The sequence below is a fragment of the Mesorhizobium sp. M7D.F.Ca.US.004.01.2.1 genome, from assembly GCF_003997785.1.
Classification (GTDB): Bacteria; Pseudomonadota; Alphaproteobacteria; order Rhizobiales; family Rhizobiaceae; genus Mesorhizobium; species Mesorhizobium loti.
The window spans coordinates 1-12,467 of sequence record NZ_RZRQ01000177.1 but is presented as its reverse complement, the minus strand read 5'-3'; the positions used below and the strand labels follow the sequence as shown (position 1 = coordinate 12,467).

The following is a 12,467-nucleotide window of genomic DNA, read 5'->3' as shown; positions in this document are numbered from 1 at the left end:
GTCCAGTCCTCGATGCGGCCCGAAGCGGGAAAACAGTCCCTGTCCGCCGCACGCATCGACGTGGTGTCCGAACAGAGCTTCCCCGCACCGCCGCAGAGTCCCATCAGCCAGGCAGCCCTCAATGTGATCAACGCCATAGCCGCCGACAGCGGCCCGCAAAAGGCGCTTTCAGCCTCATCCGCGGCCGCCCAGCTGGCCAGCCCTGTTGCCGTTCCGACACATGTGTTGAAGATCGAACTTCACCCCGCCGAACTCGGCATGGTGACGGCCCATCTTCGCCTCTCCGGAGAACAACTTTCGATTGAGCTGAAGCCCGAAACACACGACGCCTATCGTCGGCTGTCCGCCGACAGCGAGGCCATCGTCAAGTCACTGCGGGGGCTCGGCTTCGAGGTTGACAAGGTCACAATCTTGCAACCTTCGGTAGCAGTTGCCACTACAACCCGCACCGATGCAACCGCCCCCTTGCCGACGGCGTCAGGCCGCGACCCGTCATCCTTTCAACCGGGGAATTCGGGCGGCGGCAACGGCGGAGCCGGCGGGCAGCAACCGGGTCAGCAATCCGCAGGGAACCGCAACGATGACGCGCAGGACTACGGCCGCGGCACTTCGCCTTCTCGCGAGCGCGCTGGCGGCGATATCTTTATCTAGCGCGGCAAGCGCTGGCGCGACCGCGACCAACCCTTGCGAGCCGGAAATCCTGCGCGCCGCCGATCGCTATGGCGTGCCCGCCGGCATCCTCTATGCCGTTGGCTTGACCGAGACCGGCAACAAGGGCAGTCTTCAACCCAACGCCTTGAATATAGAAGGAAAAGCGGTCTTTCCGAGGAGCCGGGCCGAGGCCCTTGCCGCCTTCGCCAATGCCCGGCGCGAGGGCAAGACGCTGATCGATCTGGGCTGCATGCAGATCAACCACCACTACCACGCATCGCATTTTCGCAGCGTTGAGGACATGCTCGACCCACGCCAGAACGTCGACTACGCGGCGCGCTTCCTGGCCAGCCTCCATGCCCGCCACGAGACCTGGTCGATGGCCGTCGCCCGCTATCATGCCGGCCCCGACAACGACCCGGCGCAGAAGATCTATGTCTGCCGCGTCATTGCCAACATGGTCGCCACCGGCTTTGGAAAATGGACCGCGAACGCGCGCGGTTTCTGCAACCCATAAGCGTATTTTCCGCTTCTAATAAGCCAAGCGTGCAACCTTGATTTGTCCTTTTGACTTGGTCAGATCTTGCCGCCGAAAGCATATCTGGTTGCACGCTAATGCAACCGGTGCGATTCCAGACTCCCAAGAAACTAGCTACAAGAAATGACGGTTGTTCAGGATTCTCGCCAGCGGATACGCCTCTCTTCACGGGGCAAATGATTTGATTCGGAGGCGGGCCGATGATTGTGATCGTTGACGAGCGCGAGCTCGTAACAGAGGGATACAATTCACTTTTCGATCGTGAGGGCATCGCCTGTGCAGGCTTTGCGTCCGGCGAATTCGGTGAGTGGGTGAACTCGGCCGCCGACACCGATCTGCGCTCGGTCCGGGCCTTCCTCATCGGCGACTGCCGCGAAGGCTCCATCTCTCCCCGCCAGATCCGCGACCGCACCGGCGCTCCGGTCATTGCGCTCAGCGAACAGCACTCCCTGGAGAACACGCTGCGGTTGTTCGAGAGCGGCGTCGATGACGTCATTCGCAAGCCCGTCCATATCAGAGAGATCCTGGCCCGCATCACCGCCATCCGCCGCCGCGCCCAGGAAGACGTCGCCTACACCGAGATCGGCGCCATGCGCATCTTCATGGACGGGCGCGACCCCGAGATCGATGGTCAGCCCTTGCCCTTGCCGCGCCGCGAACGCCGCATCCTTGAATATCTGGCGAGCAATCGCGGGCGTCGCGTCACCAAGACCCAGGTTTTCAACGCCATCTACGGCATCTTCGACGAAGAGGTTGAGGAGAACGTGGTGGAAAGCCACATCAGCAAACTGCGCAAGAAGCTGCGCGAGAAGCTGGGCACCGACCCGATCGATTCCAAGCGTTTCCTCGGCTACCGGCTCGTCTTCTGATGCAGCGCCGCGCCAGCCTCGCGCAAGAAAACACGCGTAGCCTCGTAGCCAGTGGCATGGACACAGCGGAGACGTTTCGATGAGCCTCTATGGAATGATGCGGACCGGCGTTTCCGGCATGAACGCGCAGGCAAACCGCCTATCGACGGTCGCCGACAACATCGCCAATTCCGACACCACCGGTTACAAGCGATCCTCCGCCGAATTCTCGACGCTGGTCATGCCGTCGACGGGTGGTGCCTACAATTCCGGCGGCGTCACCACGACGATCCGTCAGGCGGTCAGCGATCCGGGCGTCCTTCAGTACACGACCTCGGTCTCCGATCTTGCCGTCAGCGGCGATGGCTTCTTTGTCGTTCAGGATCCAAGCGGCACGCCCTACCTGACCCGCGCCGGCGCCTTCGTTCCCGATGGACAGGGCAGGCTGGTCAACTCGGCTGGCTTCCAGCTGATGGCCTATAGCTACGACAATGGCGTGCCGGCGGCGACGGTCAACGGCTTCGAAGGATTGGTCCCGGTTGTCATCTCCGATCAGGGCATGACCGCAACACCGAGCACCGAGGGTAGCTATGCCGGCAACCTGCCGGCAGGCGCGACACCGGTCGCTGCCGCTAATCTGCCCACCACCAATGCTGTCGGCGCACAGTACACCTCGAAATCCTCGATGGTTGCCTATGACAACCTCGGCAACAAGAAGCTGCTCGACGTCTATTTCACCAACACAGGCGCCGGCACCTGGCAGGTCGCGGTCTTCGACCAGTCGCAGGCCACGCCCGGAACAGCGTTCCCCTACACCGGCGGCGCGCTGGGCTCGGCCAACCTGACTTTCGATACCACCACTGGCAAGCTCACCGGCGCCGTCGACAGCGTCGGCCTGACCGTGCCCAATGGCGCCGCCTTTACGCTCGATCTGTCGGCGCTGACCCAGCTCGGCGCCGGCTTCACCGTTTCCGACGCCCAGGTCAACGGCAACGCGCCGAGCACCATCGACAAGGTCCAGATCAGCAAGGACGGCACCATCTACGCGCAGTACAAGGACGGTTCCACCAAGCCGCTCTACAAGATTCCGCTGGCCGACGTGCAGAGCCCGGACCAGCTCACCGCGCTGCCCGGCAACGTCTACTCGCAGGGCACCGAATCCGGCGCGGTCCGGGTCGGCTTTGCCAATGAAGGCAAGCTCGGCTCCATCATCTCCGGCGCGCTCGAGAATTCCAACGTCGATATCGCCGAAGAACTGACCAACATGATCGCGGCGCAGCGCAGCTACACCGCCAATTCGAAAGTCTTCCAGACCGGTTCCGATCTGATGGACGTCCTTGTCAACCTGAAGCGATAAAACGGGCGCCGCCCGCGAAAGACCCGCATGTCACTGTCTACCGCATTGAGTATCGCCCAGTCGGCGCTTATGAACACCGCGCGACAGACCAGCGTCGTCTCGCGCAACGTCGCCGACGCCTCCAACCCGGACTATTCGCGCCGTCAGGCCGTCGTCACCAGCACGGCGCCGGGCGCGCGTTCGGTTGATATCCAGCGCGCCACCAACGACCTACTGTTCCGCCAGAACCTCGGCGCGCTGTCGGCCTGGAGCGGCCAGAACGCCCTCTACAGCGGCATGGATCAACTGGGCGTTGCGGTCAATGGCGTCGACAATGCGTCCTCGCCCTCGACCGCGATTGCCGACCTGCAGAAGGCTCTGCAGCTCTACGCCACCTCGCCGTCCAACCAGAACCTCGGCGCCTCCGTCATAGACGCGGCCAAGCAGGTCGTGCGCTCGCTGAATGAGGGCTCCAAGGCCGTCCAGGATTTCCGCACCCAGACCGACGGCCAGATCGCCACGGCCGTCGACGACCTGAACTCGCTGCTCAGCCAATTCCAGGATGCCAACACGGCGGTCATGTCCGGAACCCGTTCCGGCACCGACGTTTCCGACGCGCTCGACCAGCGCGACGCGCTTTTGAAGAAGATTTCGAACTATGTCCCGGTGTCGACCTTCACGCGTGGCGACAATGACATGGTCATCACCACCGGCGACGGCACGACATTGTTCGAGACGATACCGCGCACGGTCACCTTCGCGGCATCCGCCGGCTACACCGCGGGTGCGGCCGGCAATGCCGTCTACATCGACAATGTGCCGATCTCGGCGGGAGCCGGCGGCAACACCAGCGCCAGCGGCACGCTTGCCGGCCTGCTGCAATTGCGCGACGGCGTCGCCTCGACGATGCAGAGCCAGCTCGACGAGACCGCGCGCGGCCTGATCACCGCCTTTGCCGAGACCGCACCTTCGATGCCCAATGCCGCCGGCCTGTTCACCTGGTCGGGGGCGCCGGCCATCCCGGCCGCGGGCACGCTGGTCAACGGCCTTGCCGCGTCCATCAGCGTCAATGCGGCGATGGACCCGAGCAGCGGCGGCAATCCGACGCTGCTGCGCGACGGCGGCGCCAATGGTGCCGCCTATGTCGCCAACACCGGCGGCGGCGCATCCTATTCCATCCTTCTGGTTGCCTATGGCGACCGGCTCGACCAGCCGATGACTTTCGACCCCGCCGCCGGGGTTTCGGCGACGTCCAGCGTTTCCGACTACGCGGCCAATTCGATCGGCTGGCTCGAGGGCGTGCGCCAGCAGGCTTCGACCGCCTCCGACGCCAAGGAAGCACTGGCATCGCGCAGCGCCGAGGCGCTGTCCAACGCGACCGGCGTCAATGTCGACCAGGAAATGTCGCTGCTGCTCGACCTCGAACACACCTATCAGGCATCGGCCCGGATGATGAAAACCGTCGACGACATGATGACGGCCTTGCTCAACGCGGTGGGATAACTCCATGACTTCAGTCTCGTCGGCCGCCATCTCGAATGCCATGCGCTCCCAGCAGATGCGCATGCAGGCCGAACTCGTCAAAGCCACGAAAGAATCCTCGACGGGCCGGGTCGCCGACGTCGGTCTGGCTCTCGGTGGGCGCACCACCCAGGCCGTCACCTTCCAGCGCGATCTTGATCGGCTCAACGTCATCATCGATTCCAACGGCCTGGTCGGCGCCCGGCTCTCCTCGACGCAGACCTCGCTTGGACAGCTCTCCGGCGCCGCGCAGACCTTGCTGTCCAGCCTGACCACCGCCTCATCAAGCGATTCTTCCAACAGTCTCACCCGGGACTCCGGCAAGGCAACCATCCAGCAGCTGACATCGATCCTCAACACCAGCGTCAACGGCGAATATCTGTTCGCCGGCACCAACACCGACGTCAAGCCGATCAACGACTTCATGGCTGCCGGCTCTCCGGCCAAGGCGGCATTCGACGCCGCTTTCGTCGCCAATTTCGGCTTCACCCAGGACGACCCGGCCGCGGCCAACATCACGGCTGCCCAGATGGACGATTTCATCACGAATGATGTCGCGCCGCAGTTCACGGGCGCGGGCTGGCAAGGCAACTGGTCGAACGCCACCGACCAACAGATCGTCAGCCGCATCGCCCTCAACGAGACCACCCCGACCTCGACCAGCGCCAACAGCGATGGCATCCAGAAGCTCGCAATGGCGGCAGCCATGGTCGCCAGCCTGATGTCCAGCAACATCAGCCAGGCCGCGAAGAACACTGTCGTCAGCCGCTCCACGTTGCTGGTCGGCGAAGCGCTGAGCGGCATTGCCCAGATTCAATCCGAGACCGGTATCGTCCAGAAGCGGGTTTCCGATGCAAACGACCGGATGAAAACGCAGGTCGACCTCTTCGAAAGGCACATTCTCGATCTGGAAGGCGTCGATCCGGCCGAAGCCGCGACCCGCGTCGCCGACCTGACCCAACACATCGAAACGTCTTTTGCGCTGACCGCACGCCTTCAGCAGCTCAGCCTGTTGAATTACCTGACCTGACAACGCTTAACGGAACGGTAGAGCCCCAACGATGTACCAATTCTCCTACGCCGACATCCAGAGCACCTCCGTTGCCGACGCGAAGGACCGCGAGCGGGAACTCCTGACCCGCTCGATCGACATGCTGGCGGCGGCGGCGGCGGCCGGCCACGGTTCGATGGAGGCGATCGAGGCGCTTCATTTCACCAACCGCGTCTGGACCGCCTTCGTCGAGGATCTCGGTTCCAGCGACAACGCCCTGCCCAAGGAGCTGCGCGCCAACCTCATTTCCATCGGCCTGTGGCTGCTGCGCGAGGCGGAAGACATTCGCCAGGGTCGCACCAACAATTTCGAAGGGCTGATCGAGGTGTCCCAGATCATTAGGGACGGCATTCAATGACCAACACGCTGAAGATATCGCTGAAGCCGAACGAGAAGATCTACATCAACGGCGCCGTCATCCGGGTCGACCGCAAAGTCACCGTCGAATTGATGAACGACGTCCAGTTCCTGCTCGAAAGCCACGTCATCCAGGCCGACGACGCCTCGACACCCCTCAAACAGCTGTATTTCATCCTGCAGGTCATGCTGATGAACCCGGCCGGTGCGGCTGGGGCGCGCGATATGTTCCGCCGTTCGCTGCCACTGCTGCTGGCAAGCTTCGAGGACACCCAGATCTGCGCTGCGCTGAAACAGATCGACCGCATGGTCGGCGAGGACCATATCTACGAGGCGCTGAAGGCAATTCGCGCGCTTTATCCGCTCGAACGCCGCGCGTTGGGTGGCAATGACGACGTTCCGGGTGCCGAGCGCCCGCTGGCTGTGGGAGCACGATACTGATGAACGTGGACATGACGACGACGATACCGAACGGCGCCAACCAGGCCACCGCGTCGACTTCGAAGACAGCGGTCGACTACCAGTCCTTCCTGAAGCTTCTGATCGCCGAGATGAAGAACCAGGATCCGACCAAGCCGATGGATTCGACGCAGTATGTCGCCCAGCTCGCCACCTTCTCGCAGGTCGAGCAATCGGTGCAGACCAACACCAAGCTCGGCCAGATCATGCAGTCCTCGGCACTGTCGCAGGCCGACGCACTGATCGGGCGCTCGATAACTTCCGCCGACGGCAAGACGACGGGCACGGTGGCGTCGGTGCGCCTCGCCAGTAGCGGCCTGATCGCCGTGCTGCAGAACGGCACCGAAGTCGCGGTCGGCCCGGGCGTCTCGGTCAAGGCAGTGAGCTGACGCTTTCGACAGAGAGCCAGTCCCATGAACGAGGCCGACGCTCTCGACATTGTCCAGTACGCGGTGTGGACGGTGCTCACCGCGTCCGCACCGGTGGTGCTGGTCGCCATGGTGGTCGGCATCGGCATCGCCCTCATCCAGGCGCTGACGCAGGTCCAGGAGATCACCTTGACCTTCGTGCCGAAGATCGTCGCCATCATGCTGGTGGTGGCGCTGACCGGCCCCTTCATCGGCAGCCAGATATCGGCCTTCACCAACGTCATCTTCGAGCGCATCCAGAACGGGTTCTGAAGCGCGCTTGCGAAAACGCAGGCACCGCTTGCAGGCGGCTGGCTTCCGGTTAGATTGCCATCGTGCCATCCGGCAAGGCAGTCGCTGGTCTGATGTCACCGCATTTGCATCGATGTCTTCGCGGAAGCCCATGAACCAGGCCAGATCAACCGGACCATGTGCGGCATAGCCGGGGTCTGGCGCAAGCGGAACCCGATCGCCGGCGGCGACCTCGCCGACGTTGGCCGCATGATGCAGGCGCTCGTGCACCGTGGTCCCGACGACCATGCCACATGGAACGACAGAAGGCTCGCCCTGGGGCACCGGCGGCTCTCGATCATCGATCTCTCGGCCGCGGCGCGCGAGCCGATGCTCACCGCCTGCGGCCAGGGCGTGCTGGTCTACAATGGCGAGGTCTACAATTACCGGTTCCTGCGCGACGCGCTGCAAGCGGAAGGCCGGGTCTTTCGAACAGTCTCCGACACCGAGGTGGTTCTCGAGGCCTTGCACCACTGGGGCCCGGACAAGGCCATTCCGCTGTTCGACGGCATGTTTTCCCTGGCCTATTTCGACGCGCGGACCGGCGCCTTGTGGCTTGCGCGCGACCGCCTCGGCATCAAGCCGATGTCGGTGGCCGAGACGGGCGACCGGATCCTGTTCGCCTCCGAGGACAAGGCGATCCTGACCTGCGATGGCGTTGCGCGCGACGTCGATGCCCGCGAGATCACCTTGCGCCTCGCCTGGCAGAGCCGCGACTCGAGCTTCAGCCTGTTCCAGGGAATTGAGCGGCTGCCGCCGGCAGGCCTGTGGAAGATCAGCGATGCCGGCATCGAGAAACGCTGCTTCTGGCACGTCCTCGACGTCCTCGACGCGGCCCGCATCGCCAACGACAGGGCCACCGACGCCGAGCACATGGCAACGCTGGGGTCGTTGATACGGGACAGTGTCGAACTCCACTGCATCGCCGACACCAGCCTCGCGGCGGCTTGCAGCGGTGGCGTCGATTCCGGCCTCGTCACCACGCTGGCGAAACGGTTCAGGCCCGAGATATCAGCCTATGTCGTCGACCCGCGCGTCGGCCACAGCGAAGCCGACGATGCCGAACGCACCGCCCGTCACGCCGGCGACCCTGCACAGGGTGCCGGTCGACAAGGACCGCTTTCTCGAATTGTGGCCAAGAGCCGTCTGGCACCTGGAAAGCGATGGCTGGCATGCAAGCCATGTTGGCCTGCTGGCACTTGCCGAGCAATGCCGGACCGACGGCGTCAAGGTGCTGCTTACCGGCGAAGGTGCCGACGAACTGTTTGGCGGCTATGGCTGGCAGGTGGCCAGCATGAGATTGTGGCGGCCCTGGTCGTGGCCCGGGCGGCTGTTTCGGTCGAAGCGCCGGCTTGCCATGAGGTTCGAGCGCCAGCGCCAGGCCCCCTTCCGGACATCGATCGGCTCAGCCCATGGCTGGGATCGCAACGTCGTGCTCAGGGCGCTGTCGCCGGAACTGAACTTTCTGCAAACGAGGATCTTCGACCGGCTGGAACCGGTGGCATCGCCCGGCGACCGCGCCTTCCTCGGCTGTTGCCTCCAGGACATGTATTCGCACCTGCAGGACCTGCTGAACAGGCATGACCGGCTAAGCATGGCAGCGTCCGTCGAACTGAGGGTGCCGTTTCTCGAAAACCGGCTGATCGACTTCGCCATCCACCTGCCGAGGCGGCACAAATACCGCCAGAAGCAAGGAAAGTGGCTGTTGAAGAGAGTCGCGGAAAAACACATTCCGCCGCAGAATGTCCAAGCCCGAAAGATCGGTTTCGAGGTGTCTGGCACCTTCACCGCCGGCACGCAGGGCATGCTGCGCGGTGGTCTTCTGCGCGACGCCATGAAGTGGTCTTCATCCTCGGTCGACGACCTCATCGACCTGGCGAGGCGCGACCAGCCATCGCGGCTGCGGCTGGTGGGCATGGAGCTTTTCCTTCGTCTGCATGTTGGCGGCGACACCACGAGCCAGCTCACCGAAGCCCTGCATGCCGCGGTCCGTGACGCACGTTGATCGACGCATGCCCTCGGATTTGGCGGCAGATAGGGCGTGGACCTCACCTATCCCATTGTTGGACCATGAGCTTTTTCGAAAGACATTCGCCCTTTGCGGCGCCATGCCCTACTTTCGGCAAATGGTCTGAGCAAACGGATCGTCTGACGAATCGGCACGACATGGCAGGGAACCCCCGATGATTGACGAAAAGCCGGAAAGCGAGGGCGTCTCGGCGCTAGCGCCCTTCCGGCACGGCATTTTCCGCGCCGTGTGGGGTGCAAGTCTCGTCTCGAATTTCGGCGGCCTGATCCAGGGCGTCGGCGCCGCGTGGATGATGACCACGATCGCCACCTCGCCCTATCAGGTGGCCCTGGTCCAGGCATCGACCACCTTGCCGATCATGCTGTTTGCGCTCGTCGCCGGCGCCATCGCCGACAGTTTCGACCGGCGCAAGGTGATGCTGGTCGCCCAGACCTTCATGCTGGTCGTGTCGGTGCTTCTGACCCTATTCACCTATTCCGGCCTGATGACGCCGTGGACGCTGCTTGCCTTCACCTTCCTGATCGACAGCGGCACGGCGCTCAACAACCCGTCATGGCAGGCCTCCGTCGGCGACATCGTCCCTCGCAACAAGGTGCCGGCCGCCGTCGCGCTCAATTCCCTGGGCTTCAACCTGACCCGCAGCGTCGGCCCGGCGATCGGCGGCATCATCGTCGCCGCTGCCGGTGCGGCGGCCGCCTTCGCGGCGAACGCGGTGAGCTATATCGGCCTGATCGTCGTGCTGGCGCGCTGGAAGCCGGACGTGCCGGTATCGACCTTGCCGCGCGAGTCGCTGGGTGCCGCCATGGGCGCAGGCCTGCGCTATGTCGCCATGTCGCCCAACATCGGCAAGGTGCTGGTCAGGGGCGCCGCTTTCGGCTTCAGTGCCGGCGCGGTCCTGGCACTGCTGCCGCTGGTGGCGCGCGACGTCGTCAAGGGCGATGCGCTGACCTACGGCATCATGCTCGGCTCCTTCGGCATCGGCGCTGTCGGCGGCGCCTTGATCAGCGTCAGGCTGCGGCAGTTGCTGTCCAGCGAGACGATGGTGCGTTGTGCGTTCGCCGGCTTCGCCTTCTGCGCCTTCAATGCCGCCGTCAGCCATCATGCCTGGCAGACATCGCTCGGCCTGCTTGTCGGCGGCGCTTGCTGGGTGATCGCGCTTTCGCATTTCAACGTCACGGTGCAGATGGCGACACCGCGCTGGGTGGTCGGCCGGGTGCTATCGGTCTACCAGACGGCGACCTTCGGCGGCATCGCGCTCGGCAGCTGGATCTGGGGCGTCGTCGCCGATGCGCATGGCGCCGAAACCGCGCTGATCGCCGCCAGCATCGCTATGCTGGCCGGCGGCGCCATCGGTCTTTTGCTCCCGCTACCGCAACAGCAGGTGCTCAACCTCGACCCACTCAATCGCTTCAAGGAACCGCATTTGGCGCTCGACCTGAAGCCGCGCAGTGGTCCCATCGCCATCATGATCGAGTATGTGATCCGCCACGAGGACGAACCGGAATTCCTCGCCATCATGGCAGAACGGGGCCGCATCCGCCGTCGTGACGGCGCACGCAACTGGACGCTGGCGCGCGATCTCGAGAATCCCACCATATGGATCGAGCACTACCACACGCCGACCTGGATCGAATATGTGCGCCACAACGGACGCATCACCCATGCCGACGCCGTCATCGGCGAACGTGTGCGGGCGCTGCACAGCGGCGACGAGCCGCCCCGCGTGCGGCGCATGATCGAACGCCCGACAACCGCCGGCACGGCGCTTGTGATGGCCAAAGGACCTATTGAGCACTGAGTCCGGGACCCCTTGCCCGCTAACCCTCGCCCGACAGGTCCCGGCGCGCCTTGTCGAGTTCCTCGGCGTAGCGCCGCATCAAATGGCCTTCGGTCAACAGCCCCAGCACGATATGGTCGGTGAAATCCTCGACCACGGCGAGTTCTTCGGCGCCGGCGCGCTGGAACGTCTCGGCGGCGGCCTGTACGTTCATGCTCGGCACCAGCACCGCGTCCTTGTACTTGGCAAGATCGCGCACCGGCACCTCGCCATCGGAGGGATCGCTGTGCAGTTCGGCCACGATCAGCACGCCGACATAGTGATCGCCCGCATCGACAGCGATGACGCGCTGGGCTGAACCGAGCGGCACCTCCTTGCGGAAGGCCGCCAGCGTCGTCGAAGCATAGATGGTCTTGATGTCCTTGCGCATCATCGAACCGACGGTGAGGCTACGCATCCAGCCGACATCGTGGGCGCTGCGAATGGTCTCGCCGCGCAGATGAAAGCGCCATGTCGAGAACGAGTAGCCGAAGGTCTCGCGCACCAGGATCGCCGACATGATCGAGGCCGCAAGCACGACGCCGGTCAGCGTCAGGTCGCGGGTCGATTCCAGCGCCAAGAAGGTCATCGTCAGCGGACCGCCGACGACACCGACGGCAAGCGACGTCATGCCGACGACGGCGGCAACCGCAGGGTCGATGCCGGTTGCCGGCGAGACGACAACCATCACATCCGCAAACGCCTTGCCGAGCAACGCGCCGAGGAACAGCGAGGCGAAGAACAATCCGCCGCGAAAGCCCGATCCCAGAGAAACCGCCGATGCCGCCAGCTTGAGCACAAAGACGCTGGCCACCACGGCCAGCCCGTAATTCATCGAGAATTCGCGATGCAGCGCACCATGGCCGCTGGACAGGACCTGCGGCGTGATCAGCCCCAACAAGCCAACGATGACGCCGCCAATGACGGGGCGCAGCGACGCATCGATCGACAGCCTGGCGAAACCGCGCTCGATCAGCGTCACCAGATGCATGATGGCGATCGAGGCGGCACCGCCGAGCAGCCCGAGCAGCAGGAACGGCACATACTGGCTGGCGGTGAGCGCCGGCAGGCCCGAAAGCTCAAGCGGAAACGGCACGCCGCCGAACATTTCGGCGGTCAGCGAGGCTGAGATCGCGGCGGTCATGACAGGCGCGACATTGGCG

General features: G+C 64.1%; 13 protein-coding genes and 1 pseudogene. 13 read left to right on the top strand and 1 reads right to left on the bottom strand.

Translation table 11 applies throughout. The annotated features are described in order from the left end of the window. The 13 genes and pseudogenes from EN993_RS21995 to EN993_RS21935 all read left to right on the top strand — a co-directional run. A partial coding sequence (locus EN993_RS21995; protein ID WP_164757751.1) for a flagellar hook-length control protein FliK occupies positions 1-651 on the top strand: 651 nt, incomplete at its 5' end. Beyond that, on the top strand, positions 581-1,168 hold the full coding sequence (locus EN993_RS21990; protein WP_164757750.1) for a transglycosylase SLT domain-containing protein: 588 nt from the start codon (positions 581-583) through the stop codon (positions 1,166-1,168). The genes EN993_RS21995 and EN993_RS21990, both read left to right, overlap by 71 nt. 221 nt (positions 1,169-1,389) lie before the next feature. Continuing rightward, the gene (locus EN993_RS21985) at positions 1,390-2,058 is read left to right on the top strand and encodes a response regulator transcription factor (RefSeq protein WP_013529780.1); all 669 of its coding nucleotides are present in this window, start codon (positions 1,390-1,392) and stop codon (positions 2,056-2,058) included. A gap of 79 nt (positions 2,059-2,137) precedes the next feature. Beyond that, positions 2,138-3,394 carry a flagellar hook protein FlgE gene (locus tag EN993_RS21980; RefSeq protein ID WP_109659369.1) on the top strand — a complete coding sequence of 419 codons (1,257 nt, stop codon included), beginning with the start codon at positions 2,138-2,140 and terminating at the stop codon, positions 3,392-3,394. 27 nt (positions 3,395-3,421) lie between these two features. After that, positions 3,422-4,876, top strand: a complete 1,455-nt coding sequence (gene flgK / locus EN993_RS21975; protein WP_127264807.1) for a flagellar hook-associated protein FlgK — start codon at positions 3,422-3,424, stop codon at positions 4,874-4,876. A 4-nt stretch (positions 4,877-4,880) separates the two neighbouring features. Then, positions 4,881-5,924: a flagellar hook-associated family protein gene (locus EN993_RS21970; RefSeq protein WP_109659364.1), complete on the top strand. Its 1,044-nt coding sequence runs from the start codon at positions 4,881-4,883 to the stop codon at positions 5,922-5,924. A gap of 31 nt (positions 5,925-5,955) precedes the next feature. After that, positions 5,956-6,303, top strand: coding sequence for a flagellar biosynthesis regulator FlaF (gene flaF / locus EN993_RS21965; RefSeq protein ID WP_109659362.1), 348 nt, complete (start codon positions 5,956-5,958; stop codon positions 6,301-6,303). After that, complete coding sequence (gene flbT / locus EN993_RS21960; protein ID WP_109659360.1) at positions 6,300-6,743, top strand: flagellar biosynthesis repressor FlbT; 444 nt, start codon at positions 6,300-6,302, stop codon at positions 6,741-6,743. Before flaF ends, flbT begins: the two co-directional genes overlap by 4 nt. Next, a complete protein-coding gene (flgD, locus tag EN993_RS21955; RefSeq protein WP_127264806.1) occupies positions 6,743-7,150 on the top strand; it encodes a flagellar hook assembly protein FlgD in 408 nt (135 codons plus the stop codon). The genes flbT and flgD overlap by 1 nt, the downstream gene beginning before the upstream one ends. 24 nt (positions 7,151-7,174) lie before the next feature. Continuing rightward, entirely contained in the window at positions 7,175-7,441 is a 267-nt protein-coding gene (gene fliQ, locus EN993_RS21950; RefSeq protein ID WP_023761707.1) for a flagellar biosynthesis protein FliQ, read from the top strand. A 156-nt stretch (positions 7,442-7,597) separates the two neighbouring features. Next, a pseudogene (locus tag EN993_RS38355) lies at positions 7,598-8,533 on the top strand (asparagine synthetase B); the annotation flags it as partial. Continuing rightward, the gene (locus tag EN993_RS38350) at positions 8,478-9,464 is read left to right on the top strand and encodes an asparagine synthase C-terminal domain-containing protein (protein WP_127264804.1); all 987 of its coding nucleotides are present in this window, start codon (positions 8,478-8,480) and stop codon (positions 9,462-9,464) included. The pseudogene EN993_RS38355 and the gene EN993_RS38350, both read left to right, overlap by 56 nt. A gap of 178 nt (positions 9,465-9,642) precedes the next feature. Next, positions 9,643-11,286 (top strand): MFS transporter, encoded by a 1,644-nt coding sequence (locus EN993_RS21935; protein WP_127264803.1) that lies wholly within the window; start codon positions 9,643-9,645, stop codon positions 11,284-11,286. A 19-nt stretch (positions 11,287-11,305) separates the two neighbouring features. Here EN993_RS21935 and EN993_RS21930 read toward each other — a convergent pair. Beyond that, the coding region (locus EN993_RS21930; RefSeq protein ID WP_164757749.1) for a chloride channel protein at positions 11,306-12,467 on the bottom strand (1,162 nt) is incomplete at its 5' end.

What these genes read in the sequence shown, in the direction of transcription:
- flgK (WP_127264807.1), top strand. Translation starts at nt 3,422, where the DNA reads ATGTCACTGTCTACCGCATTGAGTATCGCCCAGTCGGCGCTTATGAAC.
- flgD (WP_127264806.1), top strand. Translation starts at nt 6,743, where the DNA reads ATGAACGTGGACATGACGACGACGATACCGAACGGCGCCAACCAGGCC.
- EN993_RS21980 (WP_109659369.1), top strand. Translation starts at nt 2,138, where the DNA reads ATGAGCCTCTATGGAATGATGCGGACCGGCGTTTCCGGCATGAACGCG.
- flaF (WP_109659362.1), top strand. Translation starts at nt 5,956, where the DNA reads ATGTACCAATTCTCCTACGCCGACATCCAGAGCACCTCCGTTGCCGAC.
- flbT (WP_109659360.1), top strand. Translation starts at nt 6,300, where the DNA reads ATGACCAACACGCTGAAGATATCGCTGAAGCCGAACGAGAAGATCTAC.
- EN993_RS21970 (WP_109659364.1), top strand. Translation starts at nt 4,881, where the DNA reads ATGACTTCAGTCTCGTCGGCCGCCATCTCGAATGCCATGCGCTCCCAG.
- EN993_RS21935 (WP_127264803.1), top strand. Translation starts at nt 9,643, where the DNA reads ATGATTGACGAAAAGCCGGAAAGCGAGGGCGTCTCGGCGCTAGCGCCC.
- fliQ (WP_023761707.1), top strand. Translation starts at nt 7,175, where the DNA reads ATGAACGAGGCCGACGCTCTCGACATTGTCCAGTACGCGGTGTGGACG.
- EN993_RS21985 (WP_013529780.1), top strand. Translation starts at nt 1,390, where the DNA reads ATGATTGTGATCGTTGACGAGCGCGAGCTCGTAACAGAGGGATACAAT.
- EN993_RS38350 (WP_127264804.1), top strand. Translation starts at nt 8,478, where the DNA reads ATGTCGTCGACCCGCGCGTCGGCCACAGCGAAGCCGACGATGCCGAAC.
- EN993_RS21990 (WP_164757750.1), top strand. Translation starts at nt 581, where the DNA reads ATGACGCGCAGGACTACGGCCGCGGCACTTCGCCTTCTCGCGAGCGCG.